Here is a 26900-nt window from a genome sequence, read left to right on the forward strand (position 1 = left end):
CCACGGTAGGCCCGCCGACACCGTCAGCCAATCTGGTTATCCACAGGCCATGTGGACGACGAACCAGATGCTGTGGAGAACCCCGGCGAACCTGTGCACGGAACGGGGGACAGCACTGTGGACAACCACGCGACTCCACCGGAGAACCAGCTCTGAGCTGGCTGTCTTCCGTCCACCGGCTGTGGGGGAGAAAAACTTCCCCCATCAAGTCAAGATCATCGGAGGGGTAGTCCGGCAGATCTCCGACCGCATGCAAAAGTAAGGACCATAGACGGATTGCGTCTATTACCTGTGGAAGATTAGATTGAGTGCATGACAGAGGCCCCCACGACATCCAGGCCCGGACGGCGGCGCCACGATCGAGAGATCATCGCGCTCGCCGTCCCCGCGTTCGGCGCGCTGGTCGCCGAACCGCTTTTCGTCATGGTGGACAGCGCGATCGTGGGGCACCTCGGCACCCCGCAACTCGCCGGTCTGGCGATCGCCGCGGGCCTGATGACCACGGCCGTGAGCATCTTCGTCTTCCTCGCCTATGCCACCACCGCGGCCGTGGCGCGGCGCGTCGGCGCCGGAGAGCTGCAGGCCGCCATCCGCCAGGGCATGGACGGAATCTGGCTCGCACTGCTGCTGGGAGTCGCCGTCATCGCCGTAGCCCTCCCTGCGGCGCCCTGGCTCATCGGGGTGTTCGGAGCCTCCGACACCGCCACGCCGTTCGCCATCACCTATCTACGAATATCCAGCCTCGGCATCCCCGCCATGCTCGTCGTCCTGGCCGCCACCGGGGTACTGCGCGGGCTGCAGGACACCCGGACGCCGCTCTACGTGGCCATCGGCGGCTTCGGCGCCAACGCGGCTCTCAACTTGGCACTGGTCTACGGCGCCGGACTCGGCATCGCGGGTTCCGCCTGGGGCACGGTCATCGCCCAGTGGGCCATGGCCGGCGTCTATCTCGTTGTCGTCGTACGGGGCGCGCGGCGCCATGGCGCCTCACTGCGGCCCGACGCCTCGGGCATACGGGCCAGCGCGCGGGCCGGAGTCCCGCTGCTGATCCGCACGTTGTCGTTGCGGGCGGTTCTATTGATCGCCACCGCCGTCGCCGCCCGGCTGGGGGACGCCGAGGTCGCGGCCCACCAGATCATCCTGTCGCTGTGGAGCCTCATGGCCTTCGCGCTGGACGCCATCGCCATAGCGGGACAGGCCATCATCGGCCGCTACCTCGGCGCCGGTGACACCCACCGAGCCAGAGAGGTATGCCGCCGCATGGTGCAGTGGGGCATCGTCGCCGGCGTACTGCTCGGCGCTCTGATCGTGCTGGCGCGCCCACTCTTCATCCCGCTGTTCACCGGAGACCAGGTGGTACGGGACACGCTCCTGCCCGCCCTGCTCGTCGTGGCCGTCTCCCAGCCGGTCGCCGGGGTCGTCTTCGTACTGGACGGCGTGCTCATGGGTGCGGGGGACGGCCCATATCTCGCTGGAGCGATGCTGGTGACCCTGGCCGTCTTCGCGCCGGCCGCACTGCTCGTGCCCACGCTCGGCGGCGGGCTGACAGCTCTCTGGTGGGCCATGGGCCTGATGATGGCCGTTCGGCTGGCCACCCTCTGGATCCGCACCAACTCCGGCCGCTGGCTGGTCACCGGCGCCACGCGCTGAGCCCTGTCTTCGGCCCTTACTCGCCAGGACCGCAGGTTCCGTCATCCTTGCGTCCACGATCCTCAATACCCGAACCTCCGTTTCACGTGAAACATCCCGTGTGACCGTTTCACGTGAAACGTGGAGACGACCCGGAGCACGGGGCACGAGGGGTGCAGAGCATGGAGCAATGAAGAGAGGGCCACACCCCTGCGGGTGCGGCCCTCTTCATGTTCTGCCGGGTACGGCGCCACTCAGGCGGCGACGACCTCGATACCGAGGCTCGCGGCGACCTCGGGGTGCAGACGCACAGACACCTGGTGCGATCCCAGGGTCTTGATCGGCGCACCGAGCTCGATACGCCGCTTGTCGACCTCCGGACCACCGGCGGACTTGATCGCCGAAGCGAGGTCAGCCGGAGTGACGGAACCGAAGAGGCGGCCGGCGTCGCCGGAGCGAACGGCCAGACGCACCTTCACGGCCTCGAGGCGGGCCTTGATCTCATTGGCCTGCTCGATGGTCGCGATCTCGTGGATCTTGCGAGCGCGGCGGATCTGCGCCACGTCCTTCTCGCCACCCTTGGTCCAGCGGATCGCGAAACCGCGCGGGACCAGGTAGTTGCGAGCGTAGCCGTCCTTGACGTCGACGACGTCACCAGCGGCACCGAGGCCGGAGACCTCGTGGGTGAGGATGATCTTCATGCTTCGGTCACCCTTCCCTTATCGCGCGGTGGACGTGTAGGGCAGCAGCGCCATCTCACGGCTGTTCTTGACGGCCGTGGCGACGTCACGCTGATGCTGCGTGCAGTTGCCGGTGACGCGGCGGGCACGGATCTTGCCACGGTCGGAAATGAACTTCCGCAGCATGTTCGTGTCCTTGTAGTCCACGTACTGGGTCTTGTCCTTGCAGAACGCGCAGACCTTCTTCTTAGGCTTGCGCACAGGCGGCTTCGCCATGATGTTTCTCCTGTGTGATCAAGAAGTGGGGTACCAGCCCGCCCTAGAAGGGGGGCTCGTCCGAGTAGCCGCCGCCGGAACCGCCGGAGCCACCGCCCCAGCCGCCACCGCCGCCACCCTGCTGGCCGCCGGCCGGTGCGCTGGTGGCCCAGGGGTCGTCGGCGGGAGCACCGCCGCCGCCCTGCTGGCCACCGCCGGGGCCGCCACCCCAGCCGCCACCGCCGCCACCCTGCTGGCCGCCGCCGTAGCCGCCCTGCCCACCGCGACCGGTGGTCTTGGTGACCTTGGCCGTGGCGTTCTTGAGGCTGGGGCCGACTTCCTCGACATCCAGCTCGTAGACCGTGCGCTTGACGCCCTCGCGGTCCTCGTAGGACCGCTGCTTCAGCCGGCCCTGCACGACGACACGCATGCCGCGCTGGAGCGACTCGGCGACGTTCTCCGCCGCCTGCCGCCAGACCGAGCAGGTCAGGAAGAGGCTTTCGCCGTCCTTCCACTCATTGGTCTGGCGGTCGAAGGTGCGAGGAGTGGACGCGACGCGGAACTTCGCGACCGCCGCACCGGACGGGGTGAAGCGCAGCTCGGGGTCGTCGACGAGATTGCCGACGACCGTGATGACGGTCTCGCCTGCCATGGGTGAACCTCTCGGCGGGGATTGCTTCTGGCTGCTGTGCTGCTACTCGGAAACCTCGGACCCGAGTTCCGAACCGTGGCTCAGTGGATTCTGAGCCGCGGGCTCAGTGGGTCTCGGGGCGGAGGACCTTGGTCCGGAGGACCGACTCGTTCAGGTTCATCTGCCGGTCGAGCTCCTTCACGACCGCAGGCTCGGCCTGGAGGTCGATGACCGAGTAGATGCCCTCGGGCTTCTTCTTGATCTCGTAGGACAGACGACGACGGCCCCAGGTGTCGACCTTCTCCACCTTTCCGTTGCCCTCACGGACAACGGAGAGGAAGTTCTCGATCAGGGGGGAGACAGCGCGCTCCTCCAGATCGGGGTCGAGGATGACCATCACCTCGTAGTGACGCATGTGGAACCCACCTCCTTCGGACTCAGCGGCCACGGTCGATCCGTGGCAGGAGGGTCGTGATGCGTGCGCAACGGTACCGGCCACCACCGACAGCCTCGCTCGGCAGAGCGAGGACCATGGCGGGAACCCGCGGTGAGACCTCTGAGGGCTTGGCGGGCCTGGACAGACACCGGTGCAGAACGTACAGAGTACCCGCAGCCCGCCTTCCGGTTGAAATCCGGCCGCGCTCGGACGCAATCTGTACACATCGGGTGTGTGCGGCGCTACGGTGCGCCGCTTTCCCGCACGGCCAGGAGGTGCCACATGGCACAGGCAATGCGACCGAACTCAGCGACCTCACTCTTCTCCACGGACGGCAAGCGCCACCCGCTCCAGGACACCCTGATGGCGGTGACGCTGGTCCTGGGGCTGCTCGCCTTCTTCACCGCGTTCTTCAACCATCTGCACCTGCTCAGCTCGTGGGCCGGTCTGGTGGGCATCCTCACGGGTGCTTACGGCCAGTTCATTTCCGTGACCACCCGCGAACGCTTCCTCCTCATCATCGGGCTGGGAGCCTCGGCCGTCGGGTTCTTCCTCGGTATGGCACACGGCGGTCTCTTCGGCGGGGTCATCGGCTGACTCCGGAGGGCGTCGGCCGGATCGCGGGACGCCGCCCTTCCGGACACTCCGCCGGAGGCCCAAACGGGGCGCTCCATCGGACCAGTAGGCTTCGGCGCGAGAGCCGGAGCCCCTGTATCCATGGGGACACACCTGCCGAGGAGCGCCCCGCATGAGCCTGACACTGAGGACCATCAGCCGAGAGCAGCATCTGGCGTACATCCAGAGCCTGCCCGCGGCGAGTCATTGCCAGGTCCCGGCATGGGCTGACGTCAAGACCGAGTGGCGCTCGGAGAACCTGGGCTGGTTCGACAAAAACGACCAGCTCGTCGGCGCGGGTCTGGTGCTCTACCGCCAGCTCCCCAAGATCAAGCGCTATCTCGCGTACCTCCCCGAGGGCCCGGTCATCGACTGGTACGCCCCCAACCTGGACGAGTGGATGCGGCCGATGCTGGCGCATCTGCGCAACCAGGGCGCCTTCTCCGTGAAGATGGGTCCACCGGTGGTCATCCGCCGCTGGGACGCCGCCGCGATCAAGTCCGGTATCCAGGACCCGGACGTCAAGCGGCTGCGCGACGTCCAGGCCACCCACATCGAACCGCGCGCCTTCGAGGTGTCCGACCGACTGCGCAAGATGGGCTGGCAGCAGGGCGAGGACGGCGGCGCCGGCTTCGGCGACGTACAGCCCCGTTACGTCTTCCAGGTGCCCCTCGCGAACCGTTCCCTGGACGATGTCCTCAAGGGCTTCAACCAGCTGTGGCGGCGCAACATCAAGAAGGCGGAGAAGGCCGGCGTCGAGGTCGTCCAGGGAGGCTACGAGGACCTCGCGGAGTGGCAGCGGCTGTACGAGATCACCGCCGAGCGCGACCACTTCCGGCCGCGCCCGCTCTCGTACTTCCAGCGCATGTGGAGCGTCCTCAACACGGAGGACCCCAACCGCATGCGCCTGTACTTCGCCCGGCACGAGGGCGAGAACGTGGCGGCGGCGACGATGCTGATCGTCGGCGGCCACGTCTGGTACTCGTACGGGGCCTCCGCGAACCACAAGCGGGAGGTCCGGCCGTCCAACGCCATGCAGTGGCGCATGCTGCGCGACGCCTACGCGATGGGTGCCACGGTCTACGACCTGCGCGGCATCTCCGACTCGCTCGACGAGACCGACCACCTCTTCGGCCTGATCCAGTTCAAGGTGGGGACCGGCGGCGAGGCCGTCGAGTACATCGGCGAGTGGGACTTCCCGCTGAACAAGCTGCTCCACAAGGCGCTCGACATCTACATGTCCCGACGCTGACCCGTCGCGGCGGCGGCCCCGCGCCGACCGGGCGGCGGCCCCCTCCCGTCCTCACGGACAGGCACGGGGACGTCCGGGGAGCGCGGTGCACGCCTCCTTGCCGCCGGCGTCTTCCTCCGTAAGGTGGACCATCTCCGTACGGCCCTCGAGGCCACGGCATCGGCCCACGACACCACCCCCTCTCCCTCACCGCAGCCACGAGAAAGGTCCCGGACCGGCATGGCGCTCTCCCTCTACGTCGACACCGCGCGCTGGCGGGCGCACCAGAAGTCGGTCATCGACCAGTTCCCGGGGCTGGTCCCGGTCTGCAAGGGCAATGGCTACGGCTTCGGCCACGAACGTCTCGCGGACGAGACGACGCGCTTCGGCGCGGACATGCTCGCCGTCGGCACCATCTATGAAGCTGCCAGGATCAAGGACTGGTTCAGCGGCGACCTGCTGGTCCTCACCCCGTTCCGGCGGGGTGAGGAGCCGGTGCCCCTGCCGGACCGCGTCGTCCGCTCCGTGTCATCCGTCGACGGTGTGTTCGCCCTGGTGGGAGCCCGGGTCGTCATCGAGTGCATGAGCTCCATGAAGCGCCACGGCGTCAAGGAGCAGGAGCTCGGTCAGCTGCACTCGGCCATCGAGGACGTCCGGCTGGAGGGCTTCGCCCTGCACCTCCCGCTGGACCGCACGGACGGCTCCGACGCGGTCGAGGAGGTCATCTCCTGGATGGACCGGTTGCGCGCGGCACGGCTTCCGCTGCACACCATGTTCGTCAGCCATCTGCGCGCGGAGGAGCTGGCCAGGCTCCGGCAGCAGTTCCCGCAGACCCGTTTCCGGGCCCGGATCGGAACCCGGCTGTGGCTGGGCGACCACGACGCGACCGAGTACCGCGGCTCCGTCCTGGACGTCACGAGGGTCACCAAGGGCGACCGCTTCGGTTACCGGCAGCAGAAGGCCGCTTCCGACGGCTGGCTGGTGGTGGTTGCCGGAGGCACGTCGCACGGCGTCGGCCTGGAGGCTCCGAAGGCCCTCCACGGTGTGATGCCCCGGGCGAAGGGCGTCGCCCGGGCCGGCCTCGCCACGGTCAACCGCAACCTGTCACCGTTCGTGTGGGCCGGGAAGCAGCGCTGGTTCGCGGAGCCCCCGCACATGCAGGTGTCGATCCTGTTCGTGCCGGCGGACGCCGACGAGCCCAGGGTCGGTGACGAACTGGTGGCCCACCTGCGGCACACGACGACGCAGTTCGACCGCCTCGTCGACCGCTGACGCTCTCGTTCAGGTCAGGTCGCGGCATAGGGACGCCCTCCGCACACCTGCGCGTGCGGAGGGCGTCCGTATGTCGTGGCCGGTTCCAAGGACCAAGGGCCCCCAGGGACGCTCACTACGGTGTCAGACGGCTCAGAGCGCTGAGAAGCGCGCCTCAAGAGCCGTCCACGCGCCCTGAGAGCCGCTCAGGCGGCCCCGGGCGGCCTGGCGCCCCAATCGACCCGCGGCCCCCGCTCCGTCTGCGCCACATGACGGTCGAGGCCGGCCGCCTGCCCGAATACGAACACGTCCTCCGCCCCGTCCAGCACACCGCCCGACGGATCGTCCGAGCCGTCTCTCCGTACGCCGTCCCGCTCCGGCATCAGGATGTCCCGTACGACCAGCGCGCACAGGTACAGCGTGCCCAGCAGGTGCAGCGCGATGGCGAGCTGGTAGCCCTCGGTCGGCAGTCCCTTGTGCTCGTCACCGCCGTTCGTGTACGCCAGGTACATCCAGATGCCGAGGAAGTACAGGACCTCGCACGCCTGCCAGACCAGGAAGTCCCGCCAGCGCGGCCTGGCCAGAGCGGCCAGCGGCACCAGCCACAGCACGTACTGCGGCGAGTAGACCTTGTTGGTGAGGATGAACGCGGCGACGATCAGGAAGGCGAGCTGAGCGAAGCGCGGCCTGCGCGGAGCGGTCAGCGCCAGCGCCGCGATGCCCGCGCTCGCCAGCAGCATGAGCAGCATGGCGTAGGCGTTGACGGCGCCGACCTCCATGGATCTCCCCGTGCGCTGCGTGATGATCAGCCAGAAGGACCCGAAGTCGATCTGCCGCTCCTGGCTGAAGGTGTAGAACTTCTTCCAGCCCTCGGGCGCGAGCAGCATCACCGGCAGGTTCACCGCGAGCCACGAGCCGGCCGCCGCCAGCAGCGCAGCCCCGTACTCCCGGAACCTCCCCGCCCGCCAGCAGAGCACGAACAGCGGTCCCAGCAGCAGGACGGGATAGAGCTTGGCGGCCGTCGCGAGCCCGATGAGGACGCCGAAGGCGAGAGCCCGGCCGCGTGACCACATCAGCATCGCGGCGGCGGTGAGCGCCACGGCCAGCAGGTCCCAGTTGATGGTGGCGGTCAGCGCGAAGGCGGGCGCGAGGGCGACCAGCAGGGCGTCCCAGGGGCGGCGCCGGTGGGTCCGGGTGACGCAGACCGCGATGACCGCGGCGCAGATCATCAGCATGCCCGCGTTGACCATCCAGTACATCTGTTCGCGGTACTGGATGGAGCCGCCCGGGGTGAGCCAGGAGGCCAGCTCCATGAAGAGCCCGGTCAGCACCGGGTACTCCAGGTACTCCATGTCGCCGCTCAGCCGGTCGAAGTACGGGACCAGGTTGTCGGCGAAGCCACGCCCCAGGAAGAGATGGGGGATGTCCGAGTAGCAGGCGTGTGTGTACTGCGAGTTGGCGCCCCGGAACCAGGCCCAGTTGTAGCAGGGCATCTTCTGGACCATGCCCAGCGCGAACATTCCGATCGCGACCAGGGCGACCACCTTGACGGGCGTGAGCCGCCCGCCGCCGGGCCAGGCCCAGCGCCCGGCGGGTCCGCCGATCAGCTCGCTGCCGGCGGCGGCGATCTCGTCCCGCCGCGTGGGCGGCACGACCGACCGGTCCTGGTGCACGGTTGTCTTGTCTGCGCTCGGCATGGCGCCCATCCTGCCGTACGCGCCCATGAACACGGCTGAGGGCCGTCGCACCGTACGTACACAGCCACTGTGCGCGTACGGTGCGACGGCCCTCGTGACGAGCTCAGGAGCTCGCCGGCGCCTCACTCCGGGGTGCTGGTGCCGGGAGGGGCACTAGCCTCCTGCCCCGGCGAAGAACCCGTTGTCGTTCTCCTCGGTCGCCTCGCCGGTCGGCGTCCCCGACGGGGACGGTCCGCCACCGCCCGGCCCGCCGTTCTGGTTGCCCTGGTTGTTGCCGTCGTCGGGGCAGCCGAAGGGGTTGGTGCAGACGTCGTCGGAGTTCGACGGCGACGGCCCTTCGTTCTCCGGCTCCTCTTCGCTCTCCGTCGGCGACGGCGATTCCTCGTCCGTCTTGTCGCTCTCCGACGGCGACGGCGACTCCTCGGTCTCCGTCGGCGACGGGGACACGCCCTTGCCGTTGTAGGCCTCGCCGACCTCCTCGGGCTCCGGGAAGGGGATGACCTCCTCGCCCTTGAGCGCCTCTTCCATGTATTCGTGCCAGATCTCGGACGGGAACGAGGAGCCGTGGATCTTGTCCTGGCCACCTGTGCCGAACATCTTCAGGAACTGGCGGTTCTTGCTCTCGGCGTTGTCGTCCATCCGGTACATGTCGATCGCCGTCGACAGCTGCGGGGTGTAGCCCACGAACCACGCCGACTTGTTGCCGTCGGTGGTTCCGGTCTTGCCCGCGGCCTCGCGGTCCGACAGCCGCGCGTTCTTACCGGTGCCCTTCTCCACCACGGTCTTGAGCACGTCCGTGACGTTGTCGGCGACCGCCGAGCTGAACGCCCTGTTCGCCTTGTCGTCGTGCTCGTAGACGGTGTTGCCGCTCTCCAGCACCTTGGTGACGGAGTACGGATCGCGCTGCTCCCCGCTGGCGGCGAAGGTGCCGTAGGCCCCGGCCATCCGGATGGCGCTGGGGTCGGAGATACCGATCGAGAACGACGGCACCTCGCCACCGACGAGAGAGCTCTCCAACAGACCGGCCTTCTTGGCCGCGTCCCTCACCTGGGGGATGCCGACGTCCATGCCCAGCTGGACGAAGGGGGAGTTGGCCGACTCCTGCATGGCGTAGCGCAGATCGATGGGACCGTAGTCCTTGTCGCCGTCATTGACCTGCAGCCACTCCTTGTCCTCCTCGTTCCGCCAGATCGACCCGTCATAGTTCTTGATCTTCAGCTTGTTGTCGCCGTCGTAGATGGTCTTGTCCGGCGAGATCTGGGTGCGCTGGTCGGCGTTCTGCACCGGTCCCAGATTCGGATCCCGGACCCCGCTCTCCATCGCCGCCGCCAGGACGAACGGCTTGAAGGTCGATCCGACCTGGGCACCCGTCTGGTCCGCGTTGTTCGTGAAGTGCTTGGTGGCGTCCGTACCGCCGTAGATGGCGACGATCTTCCCGGTCGACGGCTCGACCGACGCGCCGCCGAACTGGACGTGCGTGTCGGTGTCCGGGCGCTTCTCGGGGTCGATGTTCGCGTCGTGGACCTTCTTGACTGCCTTGGTGAGCTGATCGACCTTCTTCTTGTTGAAGGTCGTGTGGATCTCGAAGCCGCCCCGGGCGAGTTCCTTCTCCGTGATGCCCCGGTCGTTGTTGTTGATGAAGTACGCCTTGGCCAGGTCGACCAGGTAACCGGTCTGACCGCCGAGCCCCTGGTTCTGCTTCTGCTGCTTCGGCATCGGGAACTCGGAGTACTTGGCGAGCTCGGAGCGGTCGAGCTTGCCGTCGTTGACCATCTCGCCGAGGATCCACTTCCAGCGCTTCGTGGCGTTCTCGTAGTTCCTCTCGGGGGTGGCCCGGGGGTCGAGGGACGGGGCACCGGCCGGGTCGTAGTAGGTCGGACCCTTGAGGACCGTGGCGAGCAGGGCGCACTCGCTCGGGTTCAGAGCGTCCGCGTCCTTCCCGTAGTACGTACGGGCGGCGGCCTGGATACCGAAGGCCCCACGTCCGTAGTAGGACGTGTTGAGGTACCCCTCGAGGATCTCGTTCTTCTCCATCTCGTTGCCCACCTTCATGGAGATGAACAACTCTTTGAACTTACGGCTGAGGGTCTGGCTCTGGTCACCGAGGAGCGCGTTCTTCACGAACTGCTGGGTGATGGTGGAACCGCCCTGGGTGTTGCCACCCATCGCCATGTTGTAGACGGCGCGGCCCATGCCCTTGAAGTCGACGCCGGGGTCGTCCCTGAAGGTCTTGTTCTCGGCCGAGATGACGGCGTCCTGCATCGCCTTCGGGATACGGCTGATCGGGATGTTCTGCCGGTTGGGACCGCTGCCCGCCGAGACCATCGGCGTGTTGTCGTCCCAGTAGTAGACGTTGTTCTGGGATTTGGACGCCAGATTCTGGTCGGGGACCCCCACCAGGGCGTACGCGACCGAGCCCGCCGCGAGCAGCGACCCGAGGAAGGCGATGGAGAGCGCGGCGACCTGCTTCCAGGACGGCACCCAGCGCCGCCAGCCGTACTTGCCGTACCTCGGGTAGTCGATCAGGCGTTTCTTGCCTGACGGCGCAGCGCGCCCCCGGCCGCCCTTCTGGGCCGCTCGTCTGGCTTCGGCTCGGCTGCTGTACGGGCGCCCCTCGCCGGGCGCACCCGAGTGCGACTCCGTGACGGTTTCGCGGGAAGACGCTCCGCGACGGCCTGACGGCTGCTGGGCCGCACGTCTCGCCGCGGCACGTCCACCACCCTGTGGCTGTGGTGGTTTGCGACGGTGCTCGCTCATCGAACGACTACTCCTCGGGCAGGCGTGCACGCCTGGAAGCGGCAGTTGAGTTCCGGTCCCCCCGAAATGAATACGGACGGGCCCCGCGCGGGGCTCATCCGCCATGCATCCGGTAAGCCGACAGTCTTGACGCGCGGCGGCGTCGCTCGGTTCCCGGTGGTCTGCATGCCGCACAGACTACGCACGGCCAAAACCCTACTAGTGCGCAAGTTCACCCCAAATCAGGCAAGTTGCCTACGGAGAATTACTGATGTGACGCCGTTCACGATGACCTCCCTTGTCGCGACTGCCGGTCCGATCTATCGTCTGGATGTATCGAGTCGATACATCAGCACGGGATGACAGCCGTGGACCGACGAGGAGGCCGGACGTGAGCAGACGCTCGGGCATCCTTGAGTTCGCCGTCCTCGGCCTCCTCCGCGAGTCCCCGATGCACGGCTATGAGCTGCGCAAACGGCTCAATACCTCGCTGGGGATCTTCCGCGCCTTCAGCTACGGGACGCTCTACCCCTGCCTCAAGACGCTGGTCGCCAACGGCTGGTTGATCGAGGAGCCGGGCAGTGCTCCCGAGGACGCGCGCGCCGCCTCGCTCGCGGGGCGGCGGGCGAAGATCGTCTATCGGCTGACGCCGGAAGGTAAGGAGCATTTCGAGGAGCTGCTGTCGAACAGCGGCCCGGATTCCTGGGAGGACGAGCACTTCGCCGCCCGCTTCGCCTTCTTCGGGCAGACGGAGCGCGAGGTGCGGATGCGCGTGCTGGAAGGCCGCCGCAGCCGGCTGGAGGAGCGGCTGGAGAAAATGCGCGCCTCTCTCGCCCGTACGCGCGAGCGGCTCGACGACTACACCCTCGAGTTGCAGCGGCACGGCATGGAGTCCGTGGAGCGCGAGGTGCGCTGGCTGAACGAGCTCATCGAGAGCGAGCGGGCAGGACGGGACCAGAGGCAGTCACCGTCCGCACCCCCCGCCACGCGGAAAAGCACATCCGGAGAAGCGGGCGACCTGCCCCGGCACCGGGACGCCGAGCCTTCCGGAGGCACGCCTCCGGGGCGTACCGGCCCGCCGGATCCGTCCGCGGACACCGCCAAGTGAGGTCCTGCGCGTCCGCAGGGTCTCGTCATGAACACTGAGACACAGGGAGCATGCGGAATGGGTTCGGTTCGCGTAGCCATCGTCGGCGTGGGCAACTGCGCCGCCTCACTGGTGCAGGGCGTCGAGTATTACAAGGACGCCGATCCGGCGGCCAAGGTCCCGGGGCTGATGCACGTCCAGTTCGGCGACTACCACGTCCGGGACGTCGAGTTCGTGGCCGCCTTCGACGTGGACGCCAAGAAGGTCGGGCTCGACCTGGCGGACGCCATCGGCGCCAGTGAGAACAACACGATCAAGATCTGCGACGTCCCGTCCACGGGCGTCACCGTGCAGCGCGGCCACACCCTGGACGGTCTGGGCAAGTACTACCGCCAGACGATCGAGGAGTCCGCCGAGGAGCCGGCGGACATCGTCCAGACCCTCAAGGACAAGCAGGTCGACGTACTCGTCTGCTATCTCCCCGTCGGTTCCGAGGACGCCGCGAAGTTCTACGCGCAGTGCGCCATCGACGCCAAGGTCGCGTTCGTCAACGCGCTCCCGGTCTTCATCGCCGGCACGAAGGAGTGGGCCGACAAGTTCACCGAGGCCGGTGTCCCGATCGTCGGTGACGACATCAAGTCCCAGGTCGGCGCGACCATCACGCACCGGGTCCTGGCGAAGCTCTTCGAGGACCGGGGCGTCATCCTCGACCGTACGATGCAGCTGAACGTCGGCGGCAACATGGACTTCAAGAACATGCTCGAGCGTGAGCGCCTGGAGTCCAAGAAGGTGTCCAAGACGCAGGCCGTCACCTCTCAGATCCCCGACCGCGACCTGGGGGCCGACAACGTCCACATCGGCCCGTCGGACTACGTCGCCTGGCTGGACGACCGCAAGTGGGCCTACGTCCGGCTGGAGGGCCGCGCCTTCGGTGACGTCCCGCTCAACCTGGAGTACAAGCTCGAGGTCTGGGACTCGCCGAACTCGGCGGGTGTCATCATCGACGCCGTGCGTGCGGCGAAGATCGCCAAGGACCGCGGGATCGGCGGCCCCGTCCTCTCCGCGTCGTCGTACTTCATGAAGAGCCCGCCGGTGCAGTACTTCGACGACGAGGCCCGTGCGAACGTCGAGAAGTTCATCAAGGGCGAGGTCGACCGCTAAGGACGCACACGCGGACCAGGCAGGAGGCGGCCGGGAGTTCGTCGCTGCCTGAGTCGCACGCCTCTACGAGAAGGGTCGTCGGACCATCCGTCCGACGACCCTTCTCGCATCTCCCGACCTGACGTATGTGACGCTGGCTCACATGCCTGTCGTGCGTGATCTGCGCGTGCTGCTACGCCTCGGCGGTTTCCGTCGGCTGCTCGCGGTCCGACTGCTCTCCCAGGGAGCGGATGGCGTCTTCCAGGTGGCGCTCGCCGCGTATGTCGTCTTCTCACCCGAGAAACAGACCTCGGCCGCCGCGATCGCCTCCGCCATGGCCGTACTCCTGCTGCCGTATTCCCTGGTCGGACCCTTCGCCGGCGTGCTGCTGGACCGTTGGCAGCGCCGCCAGGTGTTCCTGTACGGGAATCTGCTGCGAGCTCTCCTGGCGGGCGTGACGGCATTGCTGATCCTCGCCCCGGTACCCGACTGGCTCTTCTATATCGCGGCGCTGTCCGTGACGGCCGTCAATCGTTTCGTTCTCGCCGGCCTGTCGGCGGCCCTGCCACGGGTCGTCGACGAGGACCATCTCGTCCTCGCGAACGCGTTGTCTCCCACCGCGGGCACCCTTGCCGCGACGGCGGGCGGCGGACTCGCCTTTGTCGTACGGCTGACCACGGTGGACTCCGACGCCACCGTCATGCTGCTGAGCGCTGTCCTCTATCTCTGTGGCGCCTTCACCTCCCTCACACTGGCACGCGAACTGCTCGGCCCGGAACGGCTGTCGGGCCGCCCCCGACTGGGGGTCGCGCTCCGCTTCACCGTCGGCGGACTCACCAGCGGTCTGCGCCATCTCGCACAGCGTCCGGCCGCTGCTCAGGCGCTGGCCGCCATGACGGTGATGCGCTTCTGCTACGGCGCACTGACCGTGATGATGCTGATGCTCTGCCGGTACGGCTGGACGACGCGGGAGGCCGACGGACTCGCGCTGCTCGGGATCACGGTCGCTGTCTCGGGAGCAGGTTTCTTCATAGCCGCAGTTATCACCCCTTGGGGCGGAGGACGTTTCGGCCCCCACGGCTGGATAGGACTCTGCGCGACAACCGCCGCCCTCCTTGAACCCGCCCTGGGGTTGGCTTTCGCGCCGTTGCCTACGCTCGTCGCCGCGTTCGTCCTCGGGCTGGTCACCCAGGGAGCGAAGATCGCCACCGATACGGCCGTACAGACGTCGGTGGACGACTCCTTCCGAGGCCGAGTTTTCTCCCTCTATGACGTCCTCTTCAACGTCGCCTTCGTCGGCGCCGCAGGGTTGGCCGCCTTGATGCTGCCACCCGACGGCCGGTCGACTCCGCTCGTAGTGACGGTCGCGATCCTCTACGGAGCAGTGGCCGTCGCCCTTACCCGGGCACGAAAAGAGCGGTGTTTCACGTGAAACACCACCCCGATCGCGTCGCCGTCGCACGGGTCGTGTTTCACGTGAAACACGACCCGAACCACGTCAGCCCTGCTTGGCCCACCACTCCTTGAGTGCGGCAACGGCCGCGTCATGCTCCATCGGCCCGTTCTCCAGCCGCAGCTCCAGCAGGAACGCGTACGCAGATCCGATCACCGGCCCCGGGCCGACGCCCAGCACCTCCATGATCTGGTTGCCGTTGAGGTCAGGCCTGATGGAATCCAGCTCCTCCTGCTCTTGGAGCCGAGCGATGCGCTCTTCCAGACCGTCGTACGCCCGCGACAGCGCATTCGCCTTGCGCTTGTTCCGCGTGGTGCAGTCCGAGCGGGTCAGCTTGTGGAGCCGACTCAGCAAAGGACCCGCATCGCGCACGTAGCGCCGAACCGCGGAGTCGGTCCACTCGCCCGTGCCGTATCCGTGGAACCGCAGATGCAGTTCCACCAGCCGGGCGACGTCCTTGACCATCTCGTTGGAGTACTTGAGAGCGGAGAGCCGCTTCTTGACCATCTTGGCGCCCACGACCTCGTGGTGATGGAAGGAGACCCGTCCGTCCTGCTCGAAGCGCCTGGTCCTGGGCTTACCGATGTCATGCAGCAGCGCGGCCAGCCGCAGCACCAGGTCCGGGCCGTCCTCCTCCAGGTCGATGGCCTGCTCCAGGACGATCAACGAATGCTCGTAGACGTCCTTGTGCCGGTGGTGCTCGTCGCTCTCCAGCCGCAGCGCGGGAAGCTCCGGCAGCACTCGCTCGGCGAGACCGGTGTCGACGAGCAGCGCCAGGCCCTGGCGTGGGTGAGCCGAGAGAAGCAGTTTGTTCAGCTCGTCCCGCACACGCTCGGCGGAGACGATGTCGATGCGGTCGGACATGGCCGTCATGGCCGCGACCACGTCCGGGGCCACCTCGAAGTCCAGCTGAGCGGCGAACCGGGCGGCACGGAACATCCGGAGCGGATCGTCGGAAAAGGACTCCTCGGGCGTGCCAGGGGTACGCAGCACACGCGCCGACAGATCCTCCAGCCCACCGTGCGGGTCGATGAAGTCCTTCTGCGGCAACGCGACGGCCATCGCGTTCACTGTGAAATCCCGGCGCACGAGGTCTTCCTCGATGGAGTCCCCGTAGGACACTTCCGGTTTACGTGAAGTCCGGTCGTACGCCTCCGACCGGTAGGTCGTCACCTCGATCTGGAAACGCTGATCAGCGTCTCCCACCCGTGCGTCCTTCTGGCAGCCGACCGTGCCGAAGGCGATCCCCACGTCCCACACCGCGTCCGCCCACGGCCTGACGATCTTCAGAACGTCCTCGGGACGGGCGTCGGTGGTGAAATCCAGGTCATTGCCGAGCCGGCCGAGAAGAGCATCCCTGACCGAGCCTCCGACCAGGGCGAGACCGAATCCGGCTTCCTGGAATCGGCGCGCGAGCTCATCGGCGACGGGGGACACTCTCAGCAGCTCACTGACCGCGCGGCGCTGCACCTGGCTGAGTGCACTGGAATTGTCTTCATTGGCGTTCGGCACAACAGAAAAGGGTACGTGCCGCCGTCCTCGCCGGCGTCCCCGTTTCGAGCCCGGACGACCGATGCGCGGGTTTGCGGCGGAGCATGAGAATCTTCCGATCATGTGGGGCGGTCCCCAGCACTTCACCCCCGCGCGTCTCGTTACCATGCGTGGACGCGGCAATCGACAACCACCTATGGCAACCGACGACGACGAGAGACGGGCGAGCGCGTGGCGGAGGCGGCAGACTTCCAGGGGATCGGTCCATCTCCTGCCCGCCGGTGGCTGCGGCGCACAGCCTCCTTGATCGCAGGAGCCCCCTTGCTGGCCGGACTACTGACCGGTACAGCCCCCGCCGCCTCGGCGGCCCCCACAGCGAACGAGGCCACCGGCTCCCGCACCGTCGATGTGTCGCTCGACACACTCAACCCGAGCGCGCCGGTGAAGGGCGACACCCTCACCATCTCCGGCACGGTGACGAACGAGAGCAAGAAAACCGTCACCAACGCTCAGGTGGACCTGCGGGTGGGGCCACGGCTGTCCGGCAGGACCGCCATCGACGACGCCGCGGAGCGTGCCGACAACTCCTCCGGCGATGTGGCTCCGCTCGGCGGCTCGTACAAGGTGACCTTTCCCAAGCTCGCCTCCGGTGTCCCCCAGGACTTCGCCCTCTCCGTACCGGTCGGCAAGCTCGGCCTCGGTGACGACGGGATCTACCAGCTGGACGTCTCCCTGAGCGGCCGGACCGCCGCCGCCCCGTACAGCCACGTGCTGGGTCTCCAGCGCACCTTCCTCCCCTGGCAGCCCGATCCCACGGAGAAGAAGACCCAGCTCACCACTCTGTGGCCACTGACCTCCCGGGCCCATCTCTCGGCGGAGACCGGTTCCGACGACCAGCAGACGCCGGTCTTCGAGAACGACGACCTGGCCGAGGAGCTGGCGCCCGGCGGACGGCTGGAGCAGATGGTCTCGCTCGGCAGTCGGCTTCCCGTCACCTGGGTCATCGATCCCGACGTGATCGCCACCGCCGACGCCATGACACGCAAGTACGAGGTCCGGAACGGCGACACCACCGTGCCGGGCAGGAACCAGGCCGTAGCCGCCCAGTGGCTGAATTCCCTGGAGAAGGCGGTGGCGGGGCACAAGGTGGTGGCGCTTCCGTTCGCCGACCCGGACCTGGCCTCATTGGCACACCGCGGCAAGGACGTCTCCGGAGCGCTCAGCCACCTTCAGCCCGCCACCGATGTGGCCGGGAAGACGGTGGAGACCATCCTCCATGTGAAGCCCTCGGGCGACTTCGCCTGGCCGGTGGACGGCGCGATCGATCCCTCGATCGTCGATGTCGCGACCTCGGCGGGCGCCCACAACATCATCACCCGAGGTGACAGCCTCCAGGACAACCTGCCGTACACGGCGACCGCCGCTCGGCCCATCGGCGGAGGCACCACCGCGATCGTCGCCGACACACGGCTGTCCACCGCATTCCAGGGCGACATGACGGAGGCGGGCAGCTCCACCCTCGCCGTGCAGAAGTTCCTCGCCCAGTCACTGGCCCTCACCCTTCAGCAGCCCGGCGACGAGCGCAGCATCGTCGTAGCCCCGCAGCGGATGCCGACGGCCGCCCAGGCACAGTCCATGGCACGCGCGCTGCGCGGTCTGGACGCCGAGCGCTGGACGGAGCCGGCCGATCTCATCGAGGCGGCGGCGGCCAAACCCGATTCCCAGGCCACCACCAAGGTGCCGAGCGCCGCGCGCTACCCGAAGAGCCTGCGCGGTCAGGAGTTGCCGGCCGACGCCTTCCTCGAGATCAAGCAGACGACCGACCGGCTCGACAACTTCAAGGCCATCCTCAGTTCCCCGGACCGGGTGGCCGCCCCCTTCAGCAACGCGATCAACCGGGCGATGTCGGCGTCCTGGCGAGGTGACCCGGAGGCCGCGCAGCAGTACCGCGGCGCGGTGGAGAACTACCTGCTGAGCCTCGCCGATGAGGTCCAGCTCATCCCCAAGTCCGACCTCACCCTCTCCGGCCGTAGCGCGACGGTCCCGGTGACCGTGCAGAACCAGCTGTTGCAGGGTGTCCAGAACCTGGTGCTGCGCCTGAAATCCGACAACCCCACGCGGCTCAGGCTGGACGGCAACCGGGCGGTCGCGGAGCAGCCGATCAAGATCGACGGCGGGCACAGCCAGTCGGTGAAGTTCACCGGGGCAGGCAACGCCAACGGTCCGGTGCAGGTGACCGCACAGCTCTACACGGTCGACGGCCGGCCCTACGGCGCCCCCATGACGTTCCAGGTCAAGGTCTCGGAGATCACGCCCACCGTCATGCTGGTCATCGCGGGCGGCGTGCTGCTGCTCGTCCTGGCCGGGGTCAAGATGTACAGCCAGCGCAAGCGGGCGGTGGCCCGTAAGGCGGCGGCGGAGTCCACGGACGACGAACAGACCGCGAGGGACACGAATCCCGAGCAGCCGAGTGACCCGACACCGGACACCGGACCGGAAAGCGCGGACGCGTCGGGTGCGGGTGAGAAAGTGGACCGTTGAGCGATGTCGTGGCCGGTGGCCGGGGACGATGAGGTGGGGTTGACCATGAAAGCGCCGTACGACGGTGACCGCGGGCAGGGCGCGGGCGGCGATCCGGCAGGCCAGGTTCCGCCCTCCTCGCAGCCTGCGGAGGATCCCTACGTGCAGGACGCCTACAACCGGGACCCGTACTGGGCACAGGACCTGTCCGCACAGGACCCGGTGACCGAGGCTCTGTACGACCGTGCCTCGCACCCCCCGCCCCCGCCGGGCACCTATCCGGACGCGCGGGAAATGTACCGGCAGCCGCCCGCTCAGCAGTATGCTCCCGACCCCCGTGTGTGGGCCCAGACGCCGCCCCCCGAGCCCGCCGGCCCCTCCAGCCTCCCCTACGGCGACAACCCGCACACCACCCAGTACACAGGCGTCGACGACCTGGTCTCGCGGGCCGGCGACGAGGGCCCCTCCCCGGACGCGTTCGCCCATCTCTACCGCGACCAGCAGGGCACCGGCCAGGTGCTGTCCCCGCCGGAGCCGGAGACCGCGGCGCCGCCGCCTCCCGCCAAGAAGCAGAGCAAGGCCGCGGGACTGCTCAAGTCCAGCGCCGTGATGGCGGCCGGAACACTGGTCTCCCGGCTCACGGGATTCGTACGGAGCCTGGTGATCACCGCCGCGCTGGGCGCGGCACTGCTCGGTGACTCCTTCACCGTCGCCTACACCCTCCCGACGATGATCTACATCCTCACCGTGGGAGGCGGCCTCAACTCCGTCTTCGTGCCGCAGCTCGTACGGTCGATGAAGAACGACGACGACGGCGGCGAGGCGTACGCCAACCGGCTGCTGACCCTCGTCATGGTGGCGCTCGGCGCGATCGTCGCCCTCGCCGTCTTCGGCGCACCCCTGCTGGTGCACGCGATGTCGCCCACGATCGCGGGTGATCCGGCGGCCAACAACGTAGCGGTCACCTTCGCCCGCTACTGCCTGCCCACGATCTTCTTCATGGGCGTGCACGTCGTGATGGGCCAGATCTTGAACGCCCGTGGGAAGTTCGGCGCGATGATGTGGACCCCGGTCCTCAACAACATCGTCATGATCACCACGTTCGGGCTGTTCATCTGGGTGTACGGCACCGCCGCCGACTCCAGCATGACCGTCCGGACCATCCCGCCGGAGGGCGTTCGGCTCCTGGGTATCGGCACGCTGCTGGGCCTGGCCGTCCAAGCGCTCGCGATGATGCCCTACCTGCGTGAGACCGGTTTCCGGTTCCGCCCGCGGTTCGACTGGAAGGGCCACGGGCTCGGCAAGACGGTCAAGCTCGCCAAGTGGACCGTGCTCTTCGTTCTCGCCAACCAGGCCGGTGTCCTGGTCGTCACCCAGCTCGCCACCGCCGCCGGAAAGGCTTCCGGCGAGGACGGCACCGGCATCCTCGCCTACAGCAACGCCCAGCTGATCTGGGGCATGCCGCAGGCCATCATCACCGTCTCGGTCATGGCCGCGCTGCTGCCCCGCATCTCCCGGTCCGCATCGGACGGCGACCCCGGCGCGGTGCGCGACGACATCTCCCAGGGGCTGCGCAACTCCGCGGTCGCGATCGTCCCGATCGCCTTCCTCTTCCTCGCGCTCGGTGTGCCGCTGTCCATCCTGATGTTCTCCTCCAGCGGCCTGGACTCCGCGCGTTCGATGGGCTTCATCCTGATGGCCTTCGCCCTCGGACTGGTCCCGTACTCCGTGCAGTACGTCGTGCTGCGCGGCTTCTACGCCTACGAGGACACCCGGACCCCCTTCTACAACACGGTCATCGTCGCCGCCGTGAACGCCTCCGCCTCCGCCGTCGCCTACCTGGTGCTGCCCTCCCGCTGGGCCGTGGTCGGCATGGCCGCCGCGTACGGACTGGCCTACGCGGTCGGTGTCGGCGTCGCCTGGCGGCGGCTGCGGAACCGGCTGGGCGGCGATCTGGACGGAGGTCGCGTGCTGCGCACCTACGCCCGGCTCTGCCTGGCGTGCGTCCCCGGGGCCCTCGGAGCCGGCGCGGTCGCCTATCTCGTGCTGAACCACGTCAGCGGCGGTGCTCTCGGCTCGGTGCTGGCACTGGTCGGAGGGTCTGTCGTTCTGCTCGGTATCTTCTTCGTCGCGGCGAAGAAGATGCGGATCGAAGAACTCAACGCCCTGGTCGGAATGGTGCGGGGCCGTCTGGGGCGCTAGAGCGGGGCCACCGGAGGCAACCATCGCCGGTCGCCGTGTGTCGTGCATAGCGTCCGACTGTGGGCACAATTGGCTAGGCGTTTAGATTGTTCGCAACGGATGGGGAGGCAGGAGCGACGGTGGCGGAACGTAGCACGGCTGCCGTCGACGTGGCCGACAACAGCGGTGAGAAACCGTCGGCTGCCAAGGCGGCCAAGGCCACGACCGACGGCGTGGCGAAGGCCCAGGACGCCGCGGACACATCCGGCGCTGCCGCGGGCAGCGAACGTCAGGATGCCGCTTCGGGGGGCACCGAGCCCGACTTGCACAGCGGCCACAAGCTCGCCAGACGCTACCGCCTGGAAGAGTGCGTCACCCGTCTGGACGGATTCAGCAGCTGGCGTGCCGTGGACGAGAAACTGCGCCGGGCCGTGGGGGTGCACATCCTCCCGTCCGACCATCCGCGGGCCCGCTCCGTCCTGGCCGCCGCCCGGTCCGCCGCCCTGCTCGGTGATCCTCGCTTCGTCCAGGTCCTGGACGCCGTGGAGGAGAACGACCTCGTCTATGTCGTCCACGAGTGGCTGCCGGACGCCGTCGAACTCACCGCCCTCCTCGCCGCGGGGCCGCTGGAGGCCCACGACGCCTACCAACTGGTCAGCCAGGTCTCCCAGGCCATGACCGCGGCCCATCGCGAAGGACTCGCCCATCTGCGGCTGACCCCGGGAGCGGTCCTGCGGACATCCACGGGTCAGTACCGCATCCGGGGCCTCGCCGTGAACGCGGCGCTGCGTGGGATCCGCGCCGACCGGCCCCAGCGCACCGACACGGAAGCGATCGGCGCGCTGCTCTACGCCGCGCTCACGCAACGCTGGCCGTACGAGACGGATGCCTACGGGCTCTCCGGCCTTCCCAAGGACGTGGGCCTGATCGCCCCCGACCAGGTGCGCGCCGGGGTCCATCGCGGCCTCTCGGAACTCGCCATGCGGGCCCTGGTCAATGACGGTGCCACCGCGTCCCGCCAGGAACCGCCGTGCACCACGCCGGACGAGCTGGCGGCGGCGGTGGCGGAGATGCCGCGCGTCCGGCCCCCCGAGCCCGCCTTCACCGCCCCGCCCGACTACCAGCGCACCACCTACCAGCAGGGCACGTACGGGCAGCCGCAGACTTTGCCGCACACAGCCGTCATTCCTCCGGTGGTGGTTCCCCCACCGCCGCTCCAGAGCCGCACGGGCAAGGCCCTGAAGTGGACCGTGGCCGCGCTCCTCATCGCCGCGCTGGGCCTCGGCAGCTGGCAGGTCGCCGACCATGTCCTCAACCGCGACGAGTCCGCGGACCCGACTCCCACGCAGCAGAGCACCCAGAACGACGACGACAAGTCAGCGACGAAGCCCGGCAAGCCGATCAAGATCGTCAATGCACGTGACTTCGACCCCCTCGGCCAGGACCAGTCCGAGAACCCCGAAGACCTCCAGAAGGCCTATGACGGCGATCCCAGCACCTCCTGGCATACGAGCGCCTACTTCAGCTCCGACTTCGGCCGCCTCAAGTCCGGTGTCGGCATCATTCTCGATCTCGGCAAGGTCCAGCAGGTCGGCACAGTGGATGTCTCGTTCCTGGGCGGCACGACAGGCGTGGAGCTGAGGGCCGCGTCCGCGGACACCCAGTCCGAGCCGACCTCTCTGGACGCCTTTTCCAAGGTTGCCGAGGGATCCGGTGAGAAAGTCGCGCTCAAGCCCGGCAAGGAGCTCAAGACGCGATACGTTCTCGTCTGGCTGACCGACCTTCCCTCGGAACCGGGAGGCAATTATCGCGGGAAGGTCTCGGAGATCCAGGTCACCAGCTGACCGGAACAGGGGAGGGGGCCACCGTTGGACGATGCCGCTCTCGGCGATGCGAGCGATCACGATCTCTTGGGCGCTCATGTGGCGGGTCATCCGCATGCCTTCGGTGAGCTGGTCCGGCGTCATCGGGACCGGCTCTGGGCCGTCGCGCTGCGCACGCTGGGCGATCGGGAAGAGGCGGCCGATGCCGTCCAGGACGCGCTCGTCTCCGCATTCCGGGCAGCCCACACGTTTCGTGGCCAGTCCGCCGTGACCACCTGGCTCCACCGGATCACAGTCAACGCGTGTCTGGACCGGGCCCGCAAAGCCGCTTCCCGGAAAACGTCTCCCGTAGACGACACAGAGCGGCTGGAGCAGCTCCTCGAGCCCCAGGAGTCGGCCGAGGCGCCCGCCGAGCGGCGGGACCTGCATCGCCAGCTATTGGCGGCGCTGGCCACACTTCCCCCTGATCAACGCGCCGCCTTGGTACTGGTGGACATGCAGGGCTACCCGGTGGCGGAAGCCGCCGATGTCCTGGGCGTGCCCACCGGAACGGTGAAAAGCCGTTGCGCCCGCGGCCGGGCCAAACTGCTGCCTTTGCTCGCACATCTCAGAGGAGACGCCAGGGATAGTGGCCGTGTCGACCGGGGAAGGAACCGGACGCCGGGGGCATCCGTCCCACCGGCATCAGGGCCGAAGGACGCAGGACCGAGCGATCCTGCCGCAGTGAAGGGCGGAGGTGGGCGCGCGTGACATCGACGACCGACACGACTCAGCACCCGGATGTCTCGGAAATCTCGGAACTGGCCGAGGGCCTGCTCTCACCGTCCCGCGCCGCTGACCTGAAGGATCATCTCGACGGCTGTCCCCTCTGCGCCGATGTCCATGACTCTCTGACGGAGATCAGGGGGCTGCTCGGCACGATGCCCGGCCCTCCACTGATGCCGGCCGACGTGGCCGGCCGTATCGACGCCGCCCTTGCGGCAGAAGCGCTGCTCCAGTCAACAGCGCCCGACAATGAGGCGTCCGGCATGCCCGACACCTCTACCTCCGAAGAACCGTCCGCCTCCACCGCGCATGTTTCACGTGAAACATCCACCGAGTCGACCGCCCCCACCGAGTCCGTACGGGTCACCGCCCCGTCCACGGAGGCCGTCGGGCAGCCCGTACGAACCACGCGCCCCGCTGGTCACCCGAAGGCGTCCACCGGCCCTGGTCGCAAGGCGGCAGAGCGGCGGCGCAGGCGGACCGCCATCCTGGGCACCGTCTTCGGATGCGCCGCCTTGGGCGTCAGCGTGCTGTTCTTCCAGACAGGGGACTCCGCCACCACGGACAGCAGCGCGGACCAGCAGGCCCGCTCCGAGGTCAGCGCCTCCACGGGGGACGGCAGCAACGAGTTCTCGGACACGCGTCTGCCTCGTCGGGTGGAAGCACTCCTCGCCGCCGAACCGACGACCCAGGAGTCCCCGGCCCGACGGGACGGCGGCTCCACCAGCAACCGCAGTATTGAGAACACGCCCCTCCTCCAGCCCAAGGCCGTGGTGCCGCCCTGCATCCAGCAGGGGACCGGACGTACCGATGCTGCCCTGGCCGCCGAGCAGGGCACCTACCAGGGCAGCCGCGCCTATCTCGTCGTCCTCCCGCACCTCGCCGACGGTACTCAGGTCCAGGCGTACGTGGTCGATGCGGCATGTGTGGACAGCGCCCCCGAGGCCAAGGGCAAGCTGCTGCTGACACACTCCTACCCCCGCCGCTGACGACACCCTCCCGGCCGCGACACCTGGGGAATGCGAGACCCTTAGGATCCGTTGGATGGGGTGACAGTCGTTGATCCGGCCCCAGTAGGCAGTCTGCTGTAGAGACGAGGAACAAACCCGTGACCGACGTCCGTAACGTGATCATCATCGGGTCCGGACCAGCCGGCTACACGGCCGCGCTGTACACCGCGCGCGCGTCGCTGAAGCCGCTGGTCTTCGAGGGAGCCGTCACCGCCGGTGGTGCGCTGATGAACACCACCGATGTGGAGAACTTCCCTGGGTTCCGCGACGGCATCATGGGGCCGGACCTCATGGACAACATGCGGGCGCAGGCCGAGCGCTTCGGTGCGGAGCTGGTCCCGGACGACGTCGTCGCCGTCGATCTCACCGGCGACATCAAGACGGTCACCGACACGGCCGGCACCGTCCACCGCGCCAAGGCCGTGATCGTCACCACCGGCTCCCAGCACCGCAAGCTCGGCCTGCCCAACGAGGACACGCTCTCCGGACGAGGCGTCTCCTGGTGCGCCACCTGCGACGGCTTCTTCTTCAAGGACCAGGACATCGCCGTGATCGGCGGCGGCGACACGGCGATGGAGGAAGCCACCTTCCTGTCCCGCTTCGCCAGGTCCGTCACGATCGTCCACCGCCGGGACACTCTGCGCGCCTCGAAGGCCATGCAGGACCGTGCCTTCGCAGACCCCAAGATCAAGTTCGCCTGGGACAGCGAGGTCGCCGAGATCCACGGAGAGCAGAAGCTCTCGGGACTGACCCTGCGCAACACCAAGACCGGCGAGACCTCGCCGCTCGCCGTGACGGGGCTCTTCATCGCCGTGGGCCACGACCCGCGGACAGAGCTCTTCAAGGGCCAGCTGGATCTGGACAGCGAGGGCTACCTGACCGTGGATGCCCCGTCGACACGGACGAACCAGCCCGGTGTCTTCGGTGCCGGTGATGTGGTCGACCACACCTACCGCCAGGCGATCACCGCTGCCGGCACGGGCTGCTCCGCGGCGCTGGATGCGGAGCGCTACCTCGCCGCCCTGAGCGACAGCGAGACGACTGCCGAGCCGGAAAAGACCGCGACCGTCTGACTCGCTCATCCCCACCCAACCCACAAGGTAAGGAGGCCGCCGTGGCCGGCGACCTGAAGCACGTGACCGACGACTCCTTCGAAGAGGACGTCCTCAAGAGCGACAAGCCCGTACTGGTGGACTTCTGGGCCGCCTGGTGCGGACCGTGCCGCCAGATCGCCCCGTCGCTGGAGGCCATCGCGGCCGAGCACGGCGACAAGATCGAGGTCGTCAAGCTCAACATCGACGAGAACCCGGCCACGGCTGCCAAGTACGGCGTCATGTCCATCCCGACGCTGAACGTCTACCAGAACGGCGAGGTTGCCAAGACCATCGTCGGCGCCAAGCCCAAGGCCGCGCTCGTACGTGACCTGGAAGACTTCATCAGCCACAAGTAAAGGCGCGGCCGAGACCTGCTGCTCAATGTTTCACGTGAAACGGACTCGCCTCCGGCAGGAGGCGAGTCCGTTTCTTTTCTTATGCGCAAGCACGGACAAGCGCTGCCCCGCCGTTATGGGCGTATGGCGATTCGGCCGATGGCCGCCTCAGAGCGGCCGCAGCGCGGGCTCCTTCTTCACAGCGCCCAGCAACCGGTCCAGTGCAAGCTCTACGTCCTCTTTCCAGGACAGCGTGGTCCGCAGCTCCAGCCGCAGACGCGGGTACCGCTGATGAGGACGAACGGTCTTGAAGCCCACGGCCAGCAGATATTCAGCGGGCAGAACACACGCCGAACCCTTCCACCGGGCATCGCCGAATGCCTCGATCGCTCTGAATTCCCGGCGTAGCAGATCCTTGGCCACCGCTTGAGCCAGTACGCGTCCCAGCCCCTGGCCCTGGTGGCCCGGCCTGATCCATGCCGTCATGAGCTGTGCGGCGTCCGAGGACGCCGGGCTCGTCGGGAAGGCCATGGAGCGCGGCACATACGCCGGCGGTGCGTATAGCACGAAGCCGACCGGCACGTCATCGACGTAGGCGACGCGGCCGCAGGATCCCCACTCCAGCAGGACCGCGGAGATCCATGCTTCTTTTTCCTCCGCCGCTCTGCCTGCCCTTACCGCAGCCTCTCCGCGCACCGGATCCAGCTCCCAGAAGACACATGCGCGGCAACGTCCGGGGAGGTCCGGAAGGTTGTCCAATGTGAGCGGTACGAGCCGACGCCCCATGGAGGCTGATCCTCACTTCCTTCACCTGCCGCTCCGCGGGCAGCGGTCGGCGCA

General features: G+C 68.0%; 22 protein-coding genes. 14 read left to right on the forward strand and 8 right to left on the reverse strand.

Annotation, left to right across the window (positions count from 1 at the left end):
* The first annotated feature begins 312 nt into the window (after positions 1-312).
* Positions 313-1650, forward strand: coding sequence for an MATE family efflux transporter (locus ACU6P3_RS16710; RefSeq protein WP_447193030.1), 1338 nt, complete (start codon positions 313-315; stop codon positions 1648-1650).
* Positions 1651-1883: 233 nt separating this feature from the next.
* Here ACU6P3_RS16710 and rplI read toward each other — a convergent pair whose 3' ends face one another.
* The 4 genes from rplI to rpsF form a co-directional block, all read right to left on the reverse strand.
* Complete coding sequence (rplI, locus tag ACU6P3_RS16715; RefSeq protein ID WP_447193031.1) at positions 1884-2330, reverse strand: 50S ribosomal protein L9; 447 nt, start codon at positions 2328-2330, stop codon at positions 1884-1886.
* A gap of 18 nt (positions 2331-2348) precedes the next feature.
* Entirely contained in the window at positions 2349-2585 is a 237-nt protein-coding gene (rpsR, locus tag ACU6P3_RS16720; protein ID WP_003967857.1) for a 30S ribosomal protein S18, read from the reverse strand.
* A 43-nt stretch (positions 2586-2628) separates the two neighbouring features.
* A complete protein-coding gene (locus ACU6P3_RS16725; RefSeq protein ID WP_447193032.1) occupies positions 2629-3216 on the reverse strand; it encodes a single-stranded DNA-binding protein in 588 nt (195 codons plus the stop codon).
* Positions 3217-3319: 103 nt separating this feature from the next.
* Positions 3320-3610: a 30S ribosomal protein S6 gene (gene rpsF, locus ACU6P3_RS16730; protein WP_006604399.1), complete on the reverse strand. Its 291-nt coding sequence runs from the start codon at positions 3608-3610 to the stop codon at positions 3320-3322.
* 303 nt (positions 3611-3913) lie between these two features.
* Here rpsF and ACU6P3_RS16735 point away from each other — a divergent pair, with 303 nt between their 5' ends.
* The 3 genes from ACU6P3_RS16735 (at position 3914) to ACU6P3_RS16745 (ending at position 6749) form a co-directional block, all read left to right on the forward strand.
* Complete coding sequence (locus ACU6P3_RS16735) at positions 3914-4228, forward strand: hypothetical protein (protein ID WP_030744374.1); 315 nt, start codon at positions 3914-3916, stop codon at positions 4226-4228.
* Between the two features lie 151 nt (positions 4229-4379).
* Positions 4380-5498: a lipid II:glycine glycyltransferase FemX gene (locus ACU6P3_RS16740; protein WP_447193033.1), complete on the forward strand. Its 1119-nt coding sequence runs from the start codon at positions 4380-4382 to the stop codon at positions 5496-5498.
* A gap of 219 nt (positions 5499-5717) precedes the next feature.
* Positions 5718-6749 carry an alanine racemase gene (locus ACU6P3_RS16745; protein WP_030744369.1) on the forward strand — a complete coding sequence of 344 codons (1032 nt, stop codon included), beginning with the start codon at positions 5718-5720 and terminating at the stop codon, positions 6747-6749.
* Positions 6750-6934: 185 nt separating this feature from the next.
* Here the strand turns inward: ACU6P3_RS16745 and ACU6P3_RS16750 are convergent, their stop codons facing one another.
* Positions 6935-8425, reverse strand: a complete 1491-nt coding sequence (locus ACU6P3_RS16750; RefSeq protein ID WP_447193034.1) for a glycosyltransferase family 87 protein — start codon at positions 8423-8425, stop codon at positions 6935-6937.
* A gap of 153 nt (positions 8426-8578) precedes the next feature.
* The gene (locus ACU6P3_RS16755) at positions 8579-11182 is read right to left on the reverse strand and encodes a transglycosylase domain-containing protein (RefSeq protein ID WP_447193035.1); all 2604 of its coding nucleotides are present in this window, start codon (positions 11180-11182) and stop codon (positions 8579-8581) included.
* Between the two features lie 370 nt (positions 11183-11552).
* On the opposite strand from ACU6P3_RS16755, the gene ACU6P3_RS16760 reads away from it, so the two are divergent.
* From ACU6P3_RS16760 to ACU6P3_RS16770, 3 genes are all read left to right on the forward strand, one after another.
* Complete coding sequence (locus ACU6P3_RS16760) at positions 11553-12269, forward strand: PadR family transcriptional regulator (protein ID WP_030744360.1); 717 nt, start codon at positions 11553-11555, stop codon at positions 12267-12269.
* Between the two features lie 57 nt (positions 12270-12326).
* Positions 12327-13409, forward strand: coding sequence for an inositol-3-phosphate synthase (locus ACU6P3_RS16765; RefSeq protein ID WP_447193036.1), 1083 nt, complete (start codon positions 12327-12329; stop codon positions 13407-13409).
* Positions 13410-13551: 142 nt separating this feature from the next.
* Positions 13552-14820, forward strand: a complete 1269-nt coding sequence (locus ACU6P3_RS16770; protein ID WP_447193037.1) for an MFS transporter — start codon at positions 13552-13554, stop codon at positions 14818-14820.
* Between the two features lie 66 nt (positions 14821-14886).
* Here the strand turns inward: ACU6P3_RS16770 and ACU6P3_RS16775 are convergent, their stop codons facing one another.
* Positions 14887-16353, reverse strand: coding sequence for a CCA tRNA nucleotidyltransferase (locus ACU6P3_RS16775; RefSeq protein WP_447193038.1), 1467 nt, complete (start codon positions 16351-16353; stop codon positions 14887-14889).
* A gap of 210 nt (positions 16354-16563) precedes the next feature.
* On the opposite strand from ACU6P3_RS16775, the gene ACU6P3_RS16780 reads away from it, so the two are divergent.
* The 7 genes from ACU6P3_RS16780 (at position 16564) to trxA (ending at position 26081) form a co-directional block, all read left to right on the forward strand.
* A complete protein-coding gene (locus ACU6P3_RS16780) occupies positions 16564-18873 on the forward strand; it encodes a DUF6049 family protein (protein ID WP_447193039.1) in 2310 nt (769 codons plus the stop codon).
* Positions 18874-18918: 45 nt separating this feature from the next.
* Positions 18919-21054 carry a murein biosynthesis integral membrane protein MurJ gene (gene murJ, locus ACU6P3_RS16785; protein ID WP_447193040.1) on the forward strand — a complete coding sequence of 712 codons (2136 nt, stop codon included), beginning with the start codon at positions 18919-18921 and terminating at the stop codon, positions 21052-21054.
* A gap of 119 nt (positions 21055-21173) precedes the next feature.
* Positions 21174-22877, forward strand: a complete 1704-nt coding sequence (locus ACU6P3_RS16790) for a protein kinase family protein (protein WP_447193041.1) — start codon at positions 21174-21176, stop codon at positions 22875-22877.
* A 24-nt stretch (positions 22878-22901) separates the two neighbouring features.
* On the forward strand, positions 22902-23606 hold the full coding sequence (gene sigM / locus ACU6P3_RS16795) for an RNA polymerase sigma factor SigM (protein ID WP_447193042.1): 705 nt from the start codon (positions 22902-22904) through the stop codon (positions 23604-23606).
* Positions 23603-24610 carry an RsmA family anti-sigma factor gene (locus ACU6P3_RS16800; protein ID WP_447193043.1) on the forward strand — a complete coding sequence of 336 codons (1008 nt, stop codon included), beginning with the start codon at positions 23603-23605 and terminating at the stop codon, positions 24608-24610. Before sigM ends, ACU6P3_RS16800 begins: the two co-directional genes overlap by 4 nt.
* A 119-nt stretch (positions 24611-24729) precedes the next feature.
* Positions 24730-25704, forward strand: coding sequence for a thioredoxin-disulfide reductase (gene trxB, locus ACU6P3_RS16805; RefSeq protein ID WP_447193044.1), 975 nt, complete (start codon positions 24730-24732; stop codon positions 25702-25704).
* Between the two features lie 41 nt (positions 25705-25745).
* Positions 25746-26081, forward strand: coding sequence for a thioredoxin (trxA, locus tag ACU6P3_RS16810; protein WP_030744338.1), 336 nt, complete (start codon positions 25746-25748; stop codon positions 26079-26081).
* Between the two features lie 147 nt (positions 26082-26228).
* Here the strand turns inward: trxA and ACU6P3_RS16815 are convergent, their stop codons facing one another.
* Positions 26229-26846, reverse strand: a complete 618-nt coding sequence (locus tag ACU6P3_RS16815) for a GNAT family N-acetyltransferase (RefSeq protein ID WP_447193045.1) — start codon at positions 26844-26846, stop codon at positions 26229-26231.
* Positions 26847-26900: the final 54 nt, after the last annotated feature.

This window comes from Streptomyces hebeiensis (assembly GCF_052983195.1).